This is a genomic window from Pseudomonas sp. 3B-A001-10F, from assembly GCF_056313565.1.
On sequence record NZ_JBQYFW010000023.1, the window covers coordinates 15839 to 33477 of the forward strand.

The window sequence follows — 17639 nt, forward strand, 5'->3', positions numbered from 1 at the left end:
AATGTTGAATGTGACGACGCCTTCGCGAGCAAGCTCGCTCCCACAGGTTCGGTGTCGGATCGTTAAGCTTCGGTGAGATACCAGCGCCAATCCTGCTCACCCACCTCCGCCATGAACTGCCGGTACTCTGCACGCTTCACCGCCAGATACACCCCGAGAAATTCCCGCCCCAAGGCATCCCGCGCCCACACCGAATTCTCCAGTGCCTGCAGCGAGGTCAGCCAATCGGTCGGCAGCAATTCCTTCGCCTGCGCATAGCCATTGCCTTCAACCGGAGCGCCCGGATCAAGGTCTTCGCGAATGCCACGATGAATACCGGCAAGGATCGCCGCCGCAGCCAGATACGGGTTGGCATCGGCGCCGCAGATGCGGTGTTCAATGTGCCGGGTATTGGCCGGGCCACCGGGTACGCGCAGGCTGACGGTGCGGTTATCGACGCCCCATGTCGGCGCCAGCGGCGCGTAGCTGTTGGCCTGAAACCGTCGATACGAGTTGGCGTTCGGGCAGAACAGCAGCAACGAATCCAGCAAGGACGCGAGCATGCCGCCAATCGCCGTGCGCAGCAGTGGAGTACCGGCCGGGTCTTCGGAGGCGAATAGATTGTGTCCCGCGCCATCGGCCAGACTCACATGCATGTGCATGCCGGTGCCGGCCAGATCATCGAACGGCTTGGCCATGAAGGTCGCCTGCATGCCGTGCTTGTGGGCGATGGCTTTGACCAGACGTTTGTAGCGCACGGCCTGATCCATCGCCTCCAGCGTGTCGCCATGTTCGAGGGTGATTTCCACCTGGCCCGGGGCGTATTCGGAGATCGCCGTGCGCGCCGGAATGCCGTGCAGTTTGCAGGCGCTGTAGAGGTCGGCGAGGAATGGTTCGATCTGTTCCAGCTCGCGCAAACCATAAACCTGCGTATGTCGCGGTCGACCACCGTCAGCGTCCAGCGCCGGTTGCGGGCGACCGTTGTGATCGCGTTTGGCGTCGAGCAGATAGAACTCCAGTTCACACGCCATCACCGGGTGATAACCCTCGGCCTTGAGCCCGTCGATAACCTTGATCAGCAAGTGTCGCGGGTCGGCGATGCTCGCGGGCATGCCCTCGGTCGGGTGCATGCTGACCTGCACGGCGGCGGTCGGAATCTTGCGCCATGGCAGGCGCACCAGACTGCCTTCCAGCGGATAGGCGCGGCAGTCGATGTCGCCGACATCCCAGACCAGACCGGAGTTCTCGACGTCTTCACCCTGTACGGTCAGACCGAGGATGGTGCTGGGTAGTGGCCGACCGCTTTGGTACACGGCGAGCAGTTCTTCACGGTGCAACAGCTTGCCGCGCGGCACGCCGTTGGCGTCGAGGATAAACAGCTCGATCATGTCGATATCGGGGTTCTGTTCAAGGAACAGGCGTGCGTCTTCGATGGCTGCGAATTTCATAATCAATCACTCACGATGGCGCCGCGCAGGCGCGCAGATTCGGGCCGGACACGACGCGACAAAAAGGCGTAGGTGTCCTGGCAGGGATATCAAGAAGCAGGGGACTGTCGCGGTTCTTTAACGGACGCGATCAGACAGACCGGGCGATATCCGGCGGGCGTGCGGAGTGACGCAGCTTGGAACGGCGCAGGGCCATGGGGAGATTGACGATACGATTCATACGCCGCCCCTGTGGGAGAGGGCGCGCAGGGTAGAGACGTTCAACGATTTTCGTTGTTGTGGTGACGTACTCATAACGCGTGTTTCCGTTGGCGGAAAACGTCGGTGGCGGGCTGACCCGCCGACCGGTGTGCCCGGATAGTAAGGGGGAATTCGCGGGCCTGTAAACGGGAGATTCACAGGCCCCGCTTCAGCGCGTCAGCTCAAAGCCCAGCCCGGCGAGGGCGCAAACGATCAACACGCTGATCACGCCGCGTTTGAAAACGAACAAGGCCAATGCTGCCGCAACCGCCAGCATCAGCGAAAACAGATCCAGTTTCCCGGCAAAACCGTTCGGCCAGAACACGTGGTAGGCGAAAAAACACGCCAGATTCAGAATCACCCCGACCACGGCAGCGGTGATCGCCGTCAGCGGTGCGGTGAACTTCAGTTCGTTGTGCGTCGATTCCACCAACGGCCCGCCGGCGAGGATGAACAGAAAAGAGGGCAGGAAAGTGAACCAAGTCACCAGCGTTGCCGCCAGCGCCCCGGCGGCAAAGGCATGTTCGGGGCCGAACGCCGGTTGCACGTACGCACCGACGAAACCGACAAACGCCACCACCATGATCAGCGGGCCCGGGGTGGTTTCACCGAGGGCGAGACCGTCGATCATCTGCGTCGGCGTCAACCAGCCATAATGCCCGACGGCACCCTGATAGACGTAAGGCAGCACCGCGTAGGCGCCACCGAAGGTAAGCAGCGCGGCTTTGGTGAAGAACCAGGCCATTTGCGTGAACGTGCCGTCCCAGCCAAACAGCACCGTCAGTAACGCCATCGGTAAACACCAGAGCACTGCGCCGATCAACCCCAAGCGCAGCAGCTTCGGCAGACTAAAACGGGCGTGTTCGGGCGCCGGCGTATCGTCGTCGATCAACGCCGGGCCGAAGGATTTCTCGCTGTTGCGCGTACCTGCGTTGTTGAACCGCCGAGGGGCGAATCGTCCGCCCAGATAGCCGATCAACGCAGCCCCGAGGACGATCAAAGGGAAGGGCACATTGAAGGCGAAAATCGCCACAAACGACGCCCCGGCAATCGCCCATAGCCAGGCATTCTTCAGGGCGCGCGAGCCGATGCGATGCGCGGCGTGCAGCACTATCGCGGTGATTGCCGGTTTGATCCCGTAAAACACTCCAGCCACCGCTGGCACGTCACCGAAAGCGACGTACAGCCACGACAAGCCAATCAGAATGAACAACGATGGCAGCACAAACAGCGCTCCGGCGATGACACCGCCCCAGGTGCGATGCAGCAGCCAGCCGATGTACGTCGCCAATTGCTGAGCCTCGGGGCCGGGCAGCAACATGCAGTAGTTGAGTGCGTGCAGGAAACGTTTTTCGGAGATCCAGCGCCGACGCTCGACCAGCTCCTGATGCATGATCGCGATCTGCCCGGCCGGGCCGCCGAAACCGATGCAGCCGAGTTTCAGCCAGAAGCGCCAGGCCTGGCGCAGGGTGACGGGATCGGGGCGGGGCAGGTTGTTCGGCGCTGTGCTCAAGCGAGACTCCGGAGTTGAATCCTGGCGGAGTGGCTATCTAATCAGACTTTTAACCCTCACCCCAGCCCTCTCCCAGAGGGAGAGGGGGCCGACCGCGGTGTCTGGCGTTATCCATCGACCTGAAAGATCGAGTCGATTATGGATTCAGAGCCAATCTTTCAAGTCGGTGAATCTCTGCAATATTCCCCAATCAGTCCCCTCTCCCTCGGGGAGAGGGCTAGGGTGAGGGGCTTTTGCTTTTCAGGCATGCGCCAGGCTCCAGCGCAACGCCGCATCCCTATCGCTCTGACGGCCCTCGACCCAGTGAGAACCCTCAGGCGTAGTCTCGCGCTTCCAGAACGGCGCACGGGTCTTGAGCACGTCCATGATGAACGCGCACGCCTCGAACGCCATATGCCGATGCTTGCTGCTGACCCCGACAAACACAATCGGCTCACTCACCGACAACGCACCGACCCGATGCACAATCTCCACACCCAACAGCGGCCAGCGCTCGCGGGCCTCCTCGGCGATCTGTTCGAGGGCTTTTTCGGTCATGCCCGGATAGTGCTCAAGAAACAATTCATTCACGCTCTGACCAACATTCAGATCACGCACATAACCAACGAAATTCACCACCGCGCCGACCCGTGGATTGCGCGCGTGCAGATCAGCCGTCAACTGGCCGACGTCGAAGCTTTTGTGCTGGACTCGAATAGCCATCGATCAACCTCCGGTCACTGGCGGGAAAAACGCGATTTCATCGAAATCCTCAATCACCTGACTCGGCTGACACAACTCCTGATTCACCGCGCACATCAGGTTGCCGGCGCCGAGCACTTCACGCCACAGATCGCCGCGCTGCATGAGCATTTGCCGCACGTCTTCCACGCAGCCCAGCGTGTCAGTCAGCGGAATTTTTTCACCGCCCAGATTGAGCCGGTCACGGTAGCTGGCGAAGTAGTTGATCAGGATCATTGCGCGTCCTCCCATTGAAAGTGCCCCGAGCGACCGCCCTGTTTGCTGAGCAGGCGGATATCGCCGATAACCATGGCCCGGTCCACCGCTTTGCACATGTCGTAAATGGTCAACGCGGCGACGCTGGCGGCGGTCAACGCTTCGAGTTCGACACCGGTCTGGCCGGTGAGGCGGCAGGTGCTGGTGATCTGCACGCGGTCCGGTTCGCAGGCCGTGAGTTCGACGTGAATCGAACTGAGCAGCAGCGCATGACACAGCGGGATCAGCTCGTGGGTACGTTTGGCGGCCTGGATGCCGGCGATCCGCGCCACCGCGAAGACATCGCCTTTCGGGTGACCGTTGGCCTGGATCATTTGCAGTGTTTCCGGGCGTATCTGCACCCAGGCTTGCGCGCTGGCTTCGCGGCGGGTCGCAGCTTTGTCGCTGACGTCGACCATGTTGGCGCGGCCCTGATCGTCGAGGTGGGTGAGGGTGTGGCTCATGCGGAAAACTCCTGGATCGGGCTGTAAATTCGCGGGGCGTTGCGGTGCGGTACATGGATCAGATTGAGTCGGTGTTTGAGTGCCCAGCGCACGGTCAACGCGGTAGGCGCGGACAGACTGACGAGGGTGCCGAGGCGGGCGCGCACGGCTTTGTGAATCAGTTCGAGGCTGCAACGGCTGGTGACCACGACAAAGCCTTCAGCGGCATCGACGGCGGCGAATTGCATCGCGCCGATCAGCTTGTCGAGGGCGTTGTGACGGCCGATGTCTTCGCGGCACAGCAGCGCTTCACCGTCGGCGCCGAAGTACAGCGCGGCGTGCAGGGCGCCGCTGCTGCGCGCCAGTTGTTGAGCGGCTTCGATGCGTTGGCGAATGCCGTCGAAATGTTCGGCCGGCGGCAGTGCTGACGGTTGCAGAATCTGCAGTTGCGGCAACGCCTGCTCAAGCGCTTCGACGCCGCAGATGCCGCAGCCACTGGTGCCGGTCATTTGCCGACGATGATCCTTGAGGGCCCAGAACGCCCGGCTGGAAATCTGCACGTCGGCCTGACAGGCCTGATCGAAATGCGTGAGGCGGATGTCGTAGATCTCGTCGACGCTGTCGATGATCGCGTTGCTCAGGCTGAAGCCACGGATGAAGTCTTCGAGGTTACCGGGCGAGACCATCATCACCGCTTGGCTGAGGCCGTTGTAGCTGATGGCGAGGGCGATTTCCGAAGCCAGCGCGGCGTGGGAGATGGCGGCGGCGGGCAGGTATTCGCGAAACGCCACTTGCGCCGGTTGTGGCGCGGGGGCGTTGGGTTCGCTGGTGGATTCTGTGAGGGTTTCGACGTGGCAGAGCATCTGAAAAGTCCCGAAGCGCTGAAGAGTGTTCAGGCTACGGGGGCGTTAAAAGTGCGTCCAATCGCTTGTTCCGATGTGGTGATTGCTTTGGTCGATCAACCAGGATTTGTCTTGGCTGGTCAGGCCCCATCGCTGGCAAGCCAGCTCCCACAGGTTTCTGTGTCGTGCACAGAAACTGTGATCACATCGGAAACTGTGGGAGCTGGCTTGCCAGCGATGAGGCCGGGACATCCACCCTTGCTTATTCGGCAGAAACCTCAACCCCAAACAACTTCCGCGCCTCGGCAAAACACTTCTCGGCAATCGCCGAACGCGGCTCGGTCTTGCGCATCACCAGGCCTAGCGGCGCCAGCACGCTGGCATCCGGCAACTGCATGAACGACAGGTGCTCGATCGGCTCCTCAAGCCCGCTGTCCAGCGGCATGATCGCGCAGCAGAAGCCTTGGTGAATCGCCTGCAACAGCTGATAGGTCGAGTCGCTTTCCATGATCGGCTGCGGGCTGAGCCCACGGCTGCGGAAGCTCAAGTCGATGGATTTACGGTAATGCATGCCGGCGGTGATCATCCCCAGCGGTAATTCGGCGGCGTCTTCCCAGCTCATTTCCGAGCCTTCGAACTGGAAGTGGCGGTTGTCGTAGAGCAGGCCGACGCGGGTTTCGCCGATCTCGAAAAACTCGAAATAGTTCGGGTTGACGTGGTCCAGATAGCAGACGCCCAGATCAAGCTGATTGTTGCCCAGCCCGGCGATGATCTCGTCGGAACTGAGCGATGACAGGCTGAACTTCAACTCCGGATACGTCCCCGACAAACCCTGAATGTAATTGACCGGATTGAAGCTGCTCAGCGGCACCAGACCCAGACGCAAGCTACCCACCAGTTGCCCGCGACACGCCGCCGCTTCGGCGAACAAACCGTCATGCGCGGCGAGCAAGGTGCGCGCCCAGGCCAGCACGCGTTCGCCGGCCTGGGTGAAACCTTCGAAGCGCTGGCCACGGTTGACCAGCACCAGATCCAGCTCATCTTCGAGATTACGCAGGCGCATCGACAACGTCGGTTGGGTGATGTGGCAGCGTGCGGCGGCCTGGCCGAAGTGGCGGGTTTCGTCCAGCGCGATCAGGAACTTGAGTTGTTTGATGTCCACGATGGCACCTGCTCGATGGGGATTTTTTGATTGAGTATTGACGCGGATGCGCGAGACGCACGAAAAGCGCAGGGTGCGACGATCTCACTTGAACAGTTGTTCGTCCAATCGGAAGTATTTAAGGCACTATCGATCAGCTCTATCAGGCCCGGTTTTACTGGCGTTTAGCGAGGTGAAAAGCACCGATAGAGCCGGTCGATAATGTGGTTGGCGAGAGTGATTAGACAGTACTCATAAGTGGCACTTAGGCTGCTCGGCAATGTTGATTGACTGCTGCCGGAGAACTGCCATGAGTGCCAAAGCCGATGCCCTGTTTGTCCCCCTGAATATTGCCGTGCTGACGGTCAGCGATACGCGCGATTACGCCAGCGATACCTCGGGCCAGTTGCTGGTCAGTCGGTTGCTGGAAGCCGGTCATACGTTGAGCGAGCGCAACTTGCTCAAGGACGATCTGTACAAAATCCGCGCTCAGGTAGCGAACTGGGTTGCCGACGAAGGTATTCAAGTGGTGCTGATCACCGGCGGCACGGGTTTCACTGGTCGCGACAGTACGCCGGAAGCGGTGGCCTGCTTGTTTGATAAGCAGATTGACGGCTTCGGCGAACTGTTCCGGGCGATTTCGATTCTGGATATCGGCACGTCCACCGTGCAAAGCCGCGCGCTGGCCGGGCTGTCGAACGGCACGCTGGTGTGCTGCCTGCCGGGTTCGACCGGCGCCTGCCGCACGGCGTGGGAAGGCATTCTTGCCGAGCAACTGGACAACCGTCATCGCCCATGCAACTTCGTCCCGCACCTGAAAGCCGTGCAATCCTGCGGGTCACGCGGATGAGCAAAGCACCGTTGATGCCGGTCGAGGACGCCCTCGACCAATTGCTGTGCATGGCCAATGAGCAACGTCTGGCCGACAGCGAACTGCTGGCGCTCGACGATGCGCGTGGGCGGGTGCTGGCCAGTGATCTGGTGGCGACCCTCGACTTGCCGCCGTGGCCGAACAGCGCCATGGACGGTTACGCGCTCAATCTCGCCGATCTGCACCGACAGCCGCTGAAGGTCTCACAGAAGGTTTACGCCGGGCTGGCACCGGACACGTTGCTGCCCGGCACCTGCGCACGGATTTTTACCGGCGCGCCGCTGCCGCCCGGCGCCACCTGCGTCGAAATGCAGGAGAACGTCGAAGTGCTGGAGGACGGCCGCGTGCGCTTCTTGCAGCCGCTGAAGGCGGGGCAGAACATCCGCGCGCAAGGTCAGGAAAATCGCGTCGGCGACATCCTGCTGCGCGCCGGCAAACGTATTGGGCCGTTCGAGCTGGCGGTCGCCGCCGGGCAGGGGCTAGCGCAACTGCACGTGGTGCGTCGCCCGCGTGTGGCGCTGCTGTCGACCGGTGATGAGCTGGTCGAACCGGGCCAGCCGTTGCGCCCCGGCAGTATCTACAACAGCAACCGCGTATTGCTCGGCCACTGGTTGCGTGAGCTGGGCTGCGAAGTGATCGACGCCGGCATCCTCCCGGATCGCCCGGCGCAGACGCGGCTCAAACTTGAGCAACTGCAAGTAAGCGTTGATCTGATTCTGACTACGGGCGGCGTGTCAGCCGGGGATGCCGATTGCCTCGGGCAAGTGCTGCGCGACAGCGGCAAACCGCTGTTGTGGAAACTGGCGATCAAGCCTGGCAAACCGTTGACGGTCGGGCATTTTGGCACGGTGCCGGTGATTGGTTTACCGGGCAATCCGACCTCGGCGCTGGTGACGTTTGGCTTGTTGGCGCGGCCGTATTTGCTGCGTATTCAGGGTGTGGAAGATGTCATGCCGCTGAGTTTTACGGTCAATGCAGGTTTCGACTGGCACAAGGCTGGCGGCCGCCGTGAATACCTGCGGGTGCGGCTGGAGGCGGGGCGTGCGGTGCTCTATCCCAATCAAAGCTCCGGCGTCCTGCTTGGCGCGACCTGGGCCGATGGCCTGGTGGAAATCCCCGAGAACAGCACGCACAGCCTCGGCGACCCGCTGCGCTTCATCCCGTTCAACGAACTCTTCTGACCTCACCACCAATCAAACTGTGGGGGCATCAATATCCGCGGTGTACACAGAACCTGTGGGAGCTGGCTTGCCAGCGATGGCGGCATGTCAGTCACATTGACGTTGGCTGATACGGCCTCATCGTTGGCAAGCCAGCTCCCACAATGATTTGTGGTGATGCTTGATGTTGAGGATGTACACAGAACGTGTGGGAGCTGGCTTGCCAGCGATGGCGGCATGTCAGTCACATTGACGTTGGCTGATACGGCCTCATCGCTGGCAAGCCAGCTCCCACAATGATTTGTGGTGATGCTTGATGTTGAGGATGTACACAGAACGTGTGGGAGCTGGCTTGCCAGCGATGGCGGCAGGTCAGTTGGCATTGACGTTGGCTGACGCGGCCTCATCGCTGGCAAGCCAGCTCCCACAGGGTTTTGAGGTGTCTGGAGAGCTACGGATCAGCTCAGCACATAGTCGACTGGCTTCAGCGCCGGCGGCACTTCGGCGCCGAGTTCGGCGAGGATGTCGCGTTCGATGGTGCGTACCAGCGCATCGGTCGGCAGGTCGTTTTCGTCGCGGCCAAACGGGTCTTCCAGTTCATCGGCAATCGCATCGAGGCCAAAGAACGTGTAGCTGACAATCGCTGTGAACAACGGTGTCAGCCAGCCCAGTGGTTCCGCCATGGCAAACGGCAGCAGGATGCAGAACAGATAAATCGTCCGGTGCAGCAACAGCGTGTAGGGAAACGGCAGGGGCGTAGTCTTGATCCGTTCGCACACCGCTTGCGCCTGGGTCAGGCTGGTCAGGTGATTGGCCAGCAACATGTAGCGCCACTCAGTCAGTTCACCGTTCTGATGCAGATCGGAACACTGCTGGCCGATCGTTTGCAGAATGCGCCCACTGTAGTCCGGCGTCTGCGGATCAGGTTTCGGCATGATCCATTGGCTGCTCGCATCCGCTTCGCTTTCTTTACGCAACCGCGCGTTCAACGCATGGGCAAAACCACAAAGATTGAGCAACAACGGCTTGCGCTCAGCCGATTCACGGATCACATGGGTTTCACGAATCACCGAGCGAATGTGCACGATCACTTCGCCCCAGGCTTTACGCGCCTCATACCAGCGGTCATAACAGGCGTTGTTGCGAAAATTCATGAAGATCGACAGCGACAAACCGAGCAAGGTAAACGGCGTGGCATTGACCTTGGTGAAGTTGCTCGGATGGAGGATTTCCACTAGCACGATGGCCGAGGCGAGCAGGGTGACCATCAGCGTGCGCAGGGCGATGCGTTTGGCAATCGAACCCTTGAGGGTGAAGAGAATGGCGAACTGGTTGACCTTGGGTCTGATGATCATGCTGTGCGGTTCCGATAACCGATGAAACTGGCGGGATCAGCCGCCGGTCATGTTCATGAAGCGCACGACCTGAACATCATCGTTCACTTCGAAATTATGCCGATACGGCTTAAGTTTCATCGCCTCAATAATGGCTTTCTCCAGCCGTTGCGGTTGCCCCGGATGCGCGCGCAGCACCGCTTTCAGATCCACCGAATGCTCGTTACCCAGACACAGTAGCAGGCGCCCTTCGACGGTGAGGCGCACACGGTTGCAGGTGCCACAAAAGTTGTGGCTGTGCGGTGAGATAAAACCCAAACGAATCTCCGGCGCCTCGGCCAGGCGCCAGTAGCGCGACGGGCCTTGCGTCGACTCGGCAGAGTCAATCAGGGTATAGCGCTCGGCGATCTTTTCGCGCACCTGCGCGCTGGAGAAAAACGACTCGGCACGGCTGTGTTCGCTGATGATCCCCAGCGGCATTTCCTCGATGAAGGAGACATCGAGCTGACGATCAATGGCGAAGCTGACCAGATCGTTGATCTCTTGATCATTACGGCCCTGCATCACCACAACATTGAGTTTAGTGCGGGTAAAACCGGCCTTGCGCGCGGCATCGATGCCGTTGATCACCTGCGCCAGATCGCCGGTGCGGGTCATCTGTTTGAAGCGCTGCGGATCGAGGCTGTCGAGGCTGATGTTCAGGCGTTTGACCCCGGCGTCGAACAGCGGCGCAGCGAGTTTGCCCAGTTGCGAGCCGTTGGTGGTCATGCACAACTCGCGCAGGCCGGGCAGGGCGGCGATCTGCTCGCAGAGCTTGACCACGCCCGGACGAATCAACGGCTCGCCACCGGTCAGGCGAATCTTGCGCGTCCCCAGCGCCACAAAGCTCTGCGCCAGTTGATAGATTTCCTCCAGCGTCAGCACTTGTTGGCGTGGCAGGAACTGCATGTCTTCGGCCATGCAATAGACGCAGCGGAAGTCGCAGCGGTCGGTTACCGACATGCGCAGATAGTCGACGCGGCGGTTGTAACCATCGATCAAGACACGCTCTGACATGACAGCCTCGCAGGAATGAAAACCCCGGTTGAAGGAGTTTGGTCAGCGCAGGTTATGGGCAACTTTGAGTGCCGTCCAATCACTGTTAATGAACAGCTGATTGATGCCGTCGATGATAAAATATTTTTCGCCGAAAGTTGCTTCTTTAGTTTCGCAAAGTCCCGTAAATAAAGGTTTTTTAGCCGTGATAGATGCTTTCGATAAGGCGGTAATTAATAGCGATTAGACAATGTTTTGTAACGGTTCATATCCTTGCCCCGGCAAAACCAACGACCACTTTTCAACTTTTAAAGTCGGCCGTCGCTGTTTAACCGAATCAGGTTCATGCCTGTGTGCATCGTCATGGAGAGTCCCATGTCACAAGTCGACCGTTACAAACCCTACAAAGGCGCCGCTGCCGGTTGGGGCGCTGTCATCAGCCTGACCAAAAGCTGGCTGGGCAGCGAAAACGCCCTGAAAAACATCCGTGCCATGCTCAAGACCAACCAGAACGGCGGCTTCGACTGCCCGGGTTGTGCCTGGGGTGAAGCGCCGGGCGCGAGCATGTTGAAGTTCTGCGAAAACGGCGCGAAAGCGGTGAACTGGGAAGCGACCGGGCGTTTGGTCGACCCGGCTTTCTTCAACAAGTACACAGTGTCGAGCCTGGCCGAGCAGAGCGACTACTGGCTGGAGTATCAGGGTCGTCTGACCCACCCGATGCGCTACGACGCGCGGGTCGACCGCTATGTGGAAATCAGTTGGGAAGATGCGTTCGCGCTGATCGCTGATCATCTGAAAAACCTCAAATCGCCGCACGAGGCCGAGTTCTACACCTCCGGCCGTGCGAGCAATGAAGCGGCGTTTCTCTATCAATTGTTCGTCCGCGCCTTCGGCACCAACAACTTCCCCGACTGCTCGAACATGTGCCACGAAGCCAGCGCGGTGAGCATGATCGAAACCCTCGGTGTCGGCAAAGGCACCGTGGTCTACGAGGACCTGCATCACGCCGACGCGATTTTCGTCATCGGCCAGAACCCCGGCACCAACCACCCGCGCATGCTCGAACCGCTGCGTGAAGCGGTGAAACGTGGCGCGCAAGTGGTCTGTATCAATCCGCTGAAAGAGCGTGGCCTGGAGCGTTTCCAGAACCCGCAGAACCCGCTCGAAATGCTCAGCAACGGCTGGGAAGCGACCAACACCGCGTACTTCCGTCCGGCCCTTGGCGGCGACATGGCGATGATTCGCGGCATGGTCAAATTCCTGTTGCAGTGGGAACGCGAAGCTCAGGCGACTGGCGGCGAGCCAGTGTTCGATCATGCGTTCATTGCCGAGCACACCACAGGGCTCGACAGCTATCTGGCTGAAGTCGAGGCGACAAGTTGGGAGCACATTCTCGAGCAGTCCGGCGTGCCGTTGCATGACATCGAACTGGCCGCGCGCATGTATGGCCGCGCCAAAAGCGTGATCATGTGCTGGGCCATGGGCCTGACCCAACACGTGCATTCAGTGGCAACCCTGCAGGAAGTCATCAACCTGCAACTGCTGCGGGGCAACGTCGGCCGTCCGGGCGCGGGGCTGTCGCCGGTTCGCGGCCACAGTAACGTGCAGGGCGACCGCACCATGGGCATCAACGAACTGGCGCCGAAGGACTTGCTGGACGCGCTGCAAAAACGCTTCAACTTCGACGTGCCGCGCATGCACGGCCACAACACGGTGATGGCGATCGGCGCCATGGAACGCGGCGAAGCCAAGGTGTTTATCGGTCTGGGCGGCAACTTCGCCCAAGCCACGCCGGACACCCCGCGCACCCACGCCGCCATGCGCAAACTCGACCTGACGGTGCACATTGCGACCAAGCTCAACCGCAGCCACTTGGTCACCGGTCGCGACGCGCTGATTCTGCCGTGCCTCGGGCGTACCGACATCGATATCCAGGCTGAAGGCCCGCAAGGCGTGACCGTCGAAGACACGTTCAGCATGGTGCATTTGTCGTTCGGTCAATTGAAACCGAAGTCGGCGCAGTTGAAATCCGAGCCGGCGATCATTGCTGGGATCGCCGCCGCGACGTTGGGCAAGCACCCGATCGATTGGGAGTGGGTGGTGGGCGACTACGGGCGCATCCGCAACCTGATTGCCGACGTGATTCCGGGCTTTGAAAACTTCAACGAAAAGCTGCTGATTCCGGGTGGCTTCCACCTCGGTAACGACGCTTCGGATCGGGTCTGGAACACCGCCAGCGGCAAGGCTCAATTCACCCCGTGCGTGCTGCCCGAACACTTGATCAGCGAGGGCGTGCGCAACCTGCCGGTCAAGCCACACCTGATTCTGCAAACCATGCGTTCCCACGATCAGTACAACACCACGCTGTACGGCCTCGATGACCGTTATCGCGGTGTTTACGGCATGCGCGATGTGATCTTCGCCAACGAGCAGGACATCCAGCGCCTGGGCTTTGAACCGGGGCAGAAGGTTGATCTGGTAGCGCTGTGGGACGACGAGCGCGAGCGTCGGGTCAGCGGTTTCACCCTGATTGCCTACGACATTCCGCCAGGGCAGGCGGCGGCGTATTACCCGGAGACCAATCCGCTGGTACCGCTGGAAAGCTACGGCGACCGCACGTATACGCCGACCTCCAAGTTCGTCGCGATCCGCCTCGAAGCCGCGAAGGTCAGCAACCTGATCCCGTCGTCGCTGGCGTAACCCGCGACTCATAAAAACATTGGCAATTTGACTGGCTGCAGGCGTTCGCGTCTGGCGGTGGCCCGGGTTCGTGCTGCCGCTTTTCAGCCTGGATGAGGACATCATCATGTTCAATCTGGAGGCACTGGACCTGGCGCGAATTCAATTCGCGTTCACGGTTTCGTTCCACATTATTTTCCCGGCGATCACCATTGGCCTGGCGAGTTTCCTCGCGGTACTCGAAGGCCTGTGGTTGAAAACCCGCAATGACACGTACCGTGATCTCTACCATTTCTGGTCGAAGATTTTCGCGGTCAATTTTGGCATGGGCGTGGTTTCGGGACTGGTCATGGCGTACCAGTTCGGCACCAACTGGAGCGGCTTCTCGGATTTTGCCGGGAGCATCACCGGGCCGTTGCTGACCTATGAAGTGCTGACTGCGTTCTTCCTTGAGGCCGGTTTCCTCGGGGTGATGCTGTTCGGCTGGAACCGTGTCGGCCGTGGCTTGCACTTCTTTGCCACGGTAATGGTCGCCATCGGTACGTTGATTTCGACGTTCTGGATTCTTGCGTCCAACAGCTGGATGCAGACGCCGCAAGGCTTTGAAATCGTCGACGGTCGGGTGATGCCGCTGGACTGGCTGGCGATCGTGTTCAACCCGTCGTTCCCGTTCCGTCTGGCGCACATGGCGATTGCCGCGTTTGTGGCGACGTCGTTCTTCGTCGGTGCGTCGGCTGCCTGGCATTTGCTGCGCGGCAATAACACGGCGCCGGTGCGCAAGATGTTTTCCATGGCGTTGTGGATGGCACTGATCGTGGCGCCGATTCAGGCAGTGGTCGGTGACGCCCATGGCTTGAACACGCTGGAGCATCAACCGGCAAAAATCGCCGCCATCGAAGGTCACTGGGAAAACGCCGACAACGGCCCGACGCCGCTGGTGCTGTTCGGCATCCCTGATATGCAGGCGGAGAAGACCAAGTATGCGCTGGAGATTCCCTATCTCGGCAGCCTGATCCTCACCCACAGCCTCGATAAGCAGATCCCGGCGCTGAAGAGCTTTCCGAAAGAAGACCGGCCGAATTCGACCGTGATTTTCTGGAGCTTCCGCGTCATGGCCGGGTTGGGGATGTTGATGATCCTCGTTGGTTTGCTGGGGTTGGCGCTGCGCCGGGGCGGCAAGCTTTATCAGCATCGCGGCTTCCAGCGACTGGTGTTGTTGATGGGGCCGAGCGGGCTGATTGCGCTGCTGGCCGGTTGGATTACCACGGAAGTCGGGCGTCAGCCGTGGGTGGTTTATGGTTTGTTGCGCACCCATGACGCAGCGTCGCATCACTCGGTGGCGCAGATGAGCACGTCGCTGGCGCTGTTCGTGGTGATCTATTTCACCGTGTTCAGCGTGGGCATCGGCTACATGATGAAACTGGTGAAAAAAGGCCCGCAGCCGCACTACGAACATCCGCCTGCGGGCGATGAGTTGCAGGCGCCGCGTCGACCGATTTCGGCGGCTACCGCCCCTATGAAGGAGCATTGAGTCATGGGTATTCAAGGTATCGATCTCTCGTTGATCTGGGGAGTGATCATCGCCTTCGGGGTGATGATGTACGTGATCATGGACGGCTTCGATCTGGGCCTGGGGATCCTGTTTCCGCTGATCCCGGATGAGCAGGAACGCGATGTGATGATGAACACCGTCGCGCCGGTGTGGGACGGTAACGAGACGTGGCTGGTGCTCGGTGGCGCGGCGTTGTATGGCGCGTTTCCGCTGGCGTACGGGGTGATTCTCGAGGCGTTGTATCTGCCGCTGATCCTGATGCTTTGCGGGCTGATTTTCCGTGGCGTGGCGTTTGAGTTTCGCTTCAAGTCTTCGCCGCAAAAACGCCATTGGTGGGACAAGGCGTTTATCGGTGGCTCGCTGTTGGCGACGTTCTCCCAAGGTGTGGTGATTGGCGCGTACGTGTCCGGGATTCCGGTAGTTGATCGGCAGTTTGCCGGCGGCGGTCTGGACTGGTTGGCACCGTTTCCGCTGGTGTGTGGCGTGGGGCTGGTGATCGCGTATGCGTTGCTCGGCAGTACGTGGTTGCTGGTCAAGACCGAAGGCATGCTGGAGTCGCGGATGCGTCTGTTCACCCGGCCGCTGGCCTTGCTGTTGATGGCGATGGTGCTGGTGATCGGCGTGTGGACCCTGCAACTGCATCCGGAGCTGGCGACACGTTGGTCGACACACGGGCATCTGCAGGTGTTTGCCGGATTGGTGGTGTTGGCGTTGCTGGCGCTGTTCGGGCTGCTGCGTACGTTGCGTCAGCGCCATACGCACTGGCCATTCGTGTTTACGCTGGTGCTGATGTTGCTCGGTTACATCGGCCTGGCGCTGAGTATCTGGCCGAACATCATCCCACCATCGGTGAGCATCTGGGCCGCCGCGTCACCGCCGTCGAGCCAGTTGTTTGCACTGATTGGCGCACTGTTCATCCTGCCGGTGATCCTGATGTACACCTTCTGGAGCTACTACGTATTCCGCGGCAAAGTGAGGATTGGCGATGGCTACCATTGATTCGCGCGAAGTGAAGAACAGCCGCTGTTACAAGCGTCTGGGCTGGCTGTTGTTGATCTGGCTGGGCAGCGTGGTGTCGCTGGCGGTGGTGGCGAGCCTGCTGAAACTGGCGATGTACGCCGCGGGGATGAGAACCCACTGAGCCTGAAAAACCGCAGCCAGGCTGCGGTTTTTTATTGCCTCAATCTTCCGAGCGACTGCTGACCCTGTGGGAGCTGGCTTGCCAGCGATAGCGGTGGGTCAGTCGACATCAATGTTGAAGGGGCGGGCCTCATCGCTGGCAAGCCAGCTCCCACAGGGTTTTGTGTTGTTCAGGGATGATGAGCATTACACCGATCATTGTGGGAGCGAGCCTGCTCGCGAAGGCGTCAGGTCAGACAATGTTGATGTTGAATGTAAGGGCCTCTTCGCGAGCAGGCTCGCTCCCACATTGGATCTCGGTTCGGCCGAAGATCTACTGATCAACTCAAGCCCCTGTGGGGGCGGTGTGTTTGAGATTTGAGTTACTGGGCGCCGAACATCGCGGTCCAGTAGATGCCGGCGCTGCTTTTCGGGTCGGTCGCGTAGGCGGCGCCGAGTTCCTGGTATTGCGGGTTCATCAGGTTGGCGCAGTGGCCGGTGCTGGCGAGCCAGCCTTCGACGACTTTGTGCACGGTGTCTTGGCCGGCGGCGATGTTTTCGCCGACCTGTTGGCCGCTGTAACCAGCGAGTTCCGCGCGATCGCCCGGGGTGCGGCCGTCGCGGTCCTTGTGATCGAAGTAATTGTTGTTGGCCATGTCGCGGCTGTGATCCTGGGCGATCGTGCCCAGCGTCGCGTTCCAGGCCAGCGGTGCGGCAGCGGCGAACGCCTGACCGCCACACTGACGCGCCTGGCTGCGCGCGGCGTTGAGTTCACTGAGCAACTTCTGCCCCTCACTTTGCGTATCCCCCAGCTTGGCCGACAGCAGCGGCCGCGCCAATACGATGCGCCAGTCACGATCATCGCGGCTGACACCGACATCGACGAACTGCGGATCAAGCACCACCTGACAGAAACTTTCCTGAATCGCCTTCATCGCCGACGCCGCATCGCGCGGGCCGTTAAGGGTGATCGCCTGCACATTGACCATCGGGTAACTGGCGCTGGCCATGGCTTGTTGCAGATCGACAGCGCCGGTGGCGCGTAATCTCAGCCGGGGATCAGCCGACAGCGGTGGCAGTTCATTCGATGCCTGCGAACCACAACGCTGTGGCTGGCTGCGGTAGCTGTTGATCGACTCGATCAATTGCGACTCATCGCCGGCCAGCGCCGGAATGGCAAACATAACGCCCACGGACAAAGCGGCAAGACGCAGAACGAATGGCATGAAGCGCATGGAAATCTCCCTTGAGCTGAATGCGCCCATGATGCGCGAAAGGCCCCCGGTGAGTGCAATGTCTTTTTTCTTC

Annotated in this window: 16 protein-coding genes; 6 read left to right on the top strand and 10 right to left on the bottom strand. The window is 60.3% G+C overall.

Going from position 1 to position 17639, the window contains the following annotated elements; genetic code table 11:
* Positions 1 to 62: 62 nt before the first annotated feature.
* The 7 genes from AC0ZWN_RS19725 to AC0ZWN_RS19755 form a co-directional block, all read right to left on the bottom strand.
* Positions 63 to 1427, bottom strand: coding sequence for a glutamine synthetase family protein (locus AC0ZWN_RS19725; RefSeq protein ID WP_476336201.1), 1365 nt, complete (start codon positions 1425 to 1427; stop codon positions 63 to 65).
* 409 nt (positions 1428 to 1836) lie between these two features.
* On the bottom strand, positions 1837 to 3180 hold the full coding sequence (chrA, locus tag AC0ZWN_RS19730; protein WP_460091285.1) for a chromate efflux transporter: 1344 nt from the start codon (positions 3178 to 3180) through the stop codon (positions 1837 to 1839).
* Positions 3181 to 3420: 240 nt separating this feature from the next.
* Positions 3421 to 3882, bottom strand: a complete 462-nt coding sequence (gene moaE / locus AC0ZWN_RS19735; RefSeq protein ID WP_476336203.1) for a molybdopterin synthase catalytic subunit MoaE — start codon at positions 3880 to 3882, stop codon at positions 3421 to 3423.
* A gap of 3 nt (positions 3883 to 3885) precedes the next feature.
* The gene (locus tag AC0ZWN_RS19740; RefSeq protein WP_007918946.1) at positions 3886 to 4137 is read right to left on the bottom strand and encodes a MoaD/ThiS family protein; all 252 of its coding nucleotides are present in this window, start codon (positions 4135 to 4137) and stop codon (positions 3886 to 3888) included.
* On the bottom strand, positions 4134 to 4619 hold the full coding sequence (gene moaC, locus AC0ZWN_RS19745) for a cyclic pyranopterin monophosphate synthase MoaC (protein ID WP_476336205.1): 486 nt from the start codon (positions 4617 to 4619) through the stop codon (positions 4134 to 4136). Before moaC ends, AC0ZWN_RS19740 begins: the two co-directional genes overlap by 4 nt.
* Positions 4616 to 5461 (bottom strand): formate dehydrogenase accessory sulfurtransferase FdhD, encoded by an 846-nt coding sequence (gene fdhD, locus AC0ZWN_RS19750; RefSeq protein ID WP_476336206.1) that lies wholly within the window; start codon positions 5459 to 5461, stop codon positions 4616 to 4618. The genes moaC and fdhD overlap by 4 nt, the downstream gene beginning before the upstream one ends.
* A gap of 241 nt (positions 5462 to 5702) precedes the next feature.
* Entirely contained in the window at positions 5703 to 6602 is a 900-nt protein-coding gene (locus AC0ZWN_RS19755) for a LysR family transcriptional regulator (RefSeq protein WP_108226803.1), read from the bottom strand.
* A 289-nt stretch (positions 6603 to 6891) separates the two neighbouring features.
* Between AC0ZWN_RS19755 and moaB the strand changes: the two genes are divergently transcribed.
* A complete protein-coding gene (gene moaB, locus AC0ZWN_RS19760; RefSeq protein ID WP_476336207.1) occupies positions 6892 to 7431 on the top strand; it encodes a molybdenum cofactor biosynthesis protein B in 540 nt (179 codons plus the stop codon).
* A complete protein-coding gene (locus AC0ZWN_RS19765; RefSeq protein WP_476336245.1) occupies positions 7428 to 8633 on the top strand; it encodes a molybdopterin molybdotransferase MoeA in 1206 nt (401 codons plus the stop codon). Before moaB ends, AC0ZWN_RS19765 begins: the two co-directional genes overlap by 4 nt.
* Before the next feature lie 437 nt (positions 8634 to 9070).
* On the opposite strand, the gene AC0ZWN_RS19770 is transcribed toward AC0ZWN_RS19765, so the two are convergent.
* Positions 9071 to 9967, bottom strand: a complete 897-nt coding sequence (locus tag AC0ZWN_RS19770) for a bestrophin family protein (RefSeq protein ID WP_123376710.1) — start codon at positions 9965 to 9967, stop codon at positions 9071 to 9073.
* Between the two features lie 36 nt (positions 9968 to 10003).
* On the bottom strand, positions 10004 to 11002 hold the full coding sequence (gene moaA / locus AC0ZWN_RS19775; protein WP_150650442.1) for a GTP 3',8-cyclase MoaA: 999 nt from the start codon (positions 11000 to 11002) through the stop codon (positions 10004 to 10006).
* A 354-nt stretch (positions 11003 to 11356) separates the two neighbouring features.
* Between moaA and AC0ZWN_RS19780 the strand changes: the two genes are divergently transcribed.
* The 4 genes from AC0ZWN_RS19780 (at position 11357) to AC0ZWN_RS19795 (ending at position 16353) form a co-directional block, all read left to right on the top strand.
* On the top strand, positions 11357 to 13681 hold the full coding sequence (locus AC0ZWN_RS19780; protein WP_476336208.1) for an FdhF/YdeP family oxidoreductase: 2325 nt from the start codon (positions 11357 to 11359) through the stop codon (positions 13679 to 13681).
* Positions 13682 to 13787: 106 nt separating this feature from the next.
* Positions 13788 to 15191 carry a cytochrome ubiquinol oxidase subunit I gene (locus AC0ZWN_RS19785; RefSeq protein WP_414916087.1) on the top strand — a complete coding sequence of 468 codons (1404 nt, stop codon included), beginning with the start codon at positions 13788 to 13790 and terminating at the stop codon, positions 15189 to 15191.
* Between the two features lie 3 nt (positions 15192 to 15194).
* Positions 15195 to 16211, top strand: coding sequence for a cytochrome d ubiquinol oxidase subunit II (cydB, locus tag AC0ZWN_RS19790; RefSeq protein WP_007918423.1), 1017 nt, complete (start codon positions 15195 to 15197; stop codon positions 16209 to 16211).
* Entirely contained in the window at positions 16198 to 16353 is a 156-nt protein-coding gene (locus AC0ZWN_RS19795; RefSeq protein ID WP_476336209.1) for a DUF2474 domain-containing protein, read from the top strand. The genes cydB and AC0ZWN_RS19795 overlap by 14 nt, the downstream gene beginning before the upstream one ends.
* A gap of 361 nt (positions 16354 to 16714) precedes the next feature.
* Here AC0ZWN_RS19795 and AC0ZWN_RS19800 read toward each other — a convergent pair whose 3' ends face one another.
* Positions 16715 to 17566 carry a CAP domain-containing protein gene (locus AC0ZWN_RS19800; protein WP_476336210.1) on the bottom strand — a complete coding sequence of 284 codons (852 nt, stop codon included), beginning with the start codon at positions 17564 to 17566 and terminating at the stop codon, positions 16715 to 16717.
* Positions 17567 to 17639: the final 73 nt, after the last annotated feature.

Bases quoted from the DNA above. Each gene is read 5' to 3' on its own strand.
- AC0ZWN_RS19725 (WP_476336201.1), bottom strand. From the start codon at position 1,427: ATGAAATTCGCAGCCATCGAAGACGCACGCCTGTTCCTTGAACAGAAC.
- moaE (WP_476336203.1), bottom strand. From the start codon at position 3,882: ATGGCTATTCGAGTCCAGCACAAAAGCTTCGACGTCGGCCAGTTGACG.
- AC0ZWN_RS19740 (WP_007918946.1), bottom strand. From the start codon at position 4,137: ATGATCCTGATCAACTACTTCGCCAGCTACCGTGACCGGCTCAATCTG.
- moaC (WP_476336205.1), bottom strand. From the start codon at position 4,619: ATGAGCCACACCCTCACCCACCTCGACGATCAGGGCCGCGCCAACATG.
- fdhD (WP_476336206.1), bottom strand. From the start codon at position 5,461: ATGCTCTGCCACGTCGAAACCCTCACAGAATCCACCAGCGAACCCAAC.
- moaB (WP_476336207.1), top strand. From the start codon at position 6,892: ATGAGTGCCAAAGCCGATGCCCTGTTTGTCCCCCTGAATATTGCCGTG.
- AC0ZWN_RS19765 (WP_476336245.1), top strand. From the start codon at position 7,428: ATGAGCAAAGCACCGTTGATGCCGGTCGAGGACGCCCTCGACCAATTG.
- AC0ZWN_RS19770 (WP_123376710.1), bottom strand. From the start codon at position 9,967: ATGATCATCAGACCCAAGGTCAACCAGTTCGCCATTCTCTTCACCCTC.
- moaA (WP_150650442.1), bottom strand. From the start codon at position 11,002: ATGTCAGAGCGTGTCTTGATCGATGGTTACAACCGCCGCGTCGACTAT.
- AC0ZWN_RS19780 (WP_476336208.1), top strand. From the start codon at position 11,357: ATGTCACAAGTCGACCGTTACAAACCCTACAAAGGCGCCGCTGCCGGT.
- AC0ZWN_RS19785 (WP_414916087.1), top strand. From the start codon at position 13,788: ATGTTCAATCTGGAGGCACTGGACCTGGCGCGAATTCAATTCGCGTTC.
- cydB (WP_007918423.1), top strand. From the start codon at position 15,195: ATGGGTATTCAAGGTATCGATCTCTCGTTGATCTGGGGAGTGATCATC.
- AC0ZWN_RS19795 (WP_476336209.1), top strand. From the start codon at position 16,198: ATGGCTACCATTGATTCGCGCGAAGTGAAGAACAGCCGCTGTTACAAG.
- AC0ZWN_RS19800 (WP_476336210.1), bottom strand. From the start codon at position 17,566: ATGCGCTTCATGCCATTCGTTCTGCGTCTTGCCGCTTTGTCCGTGGGC.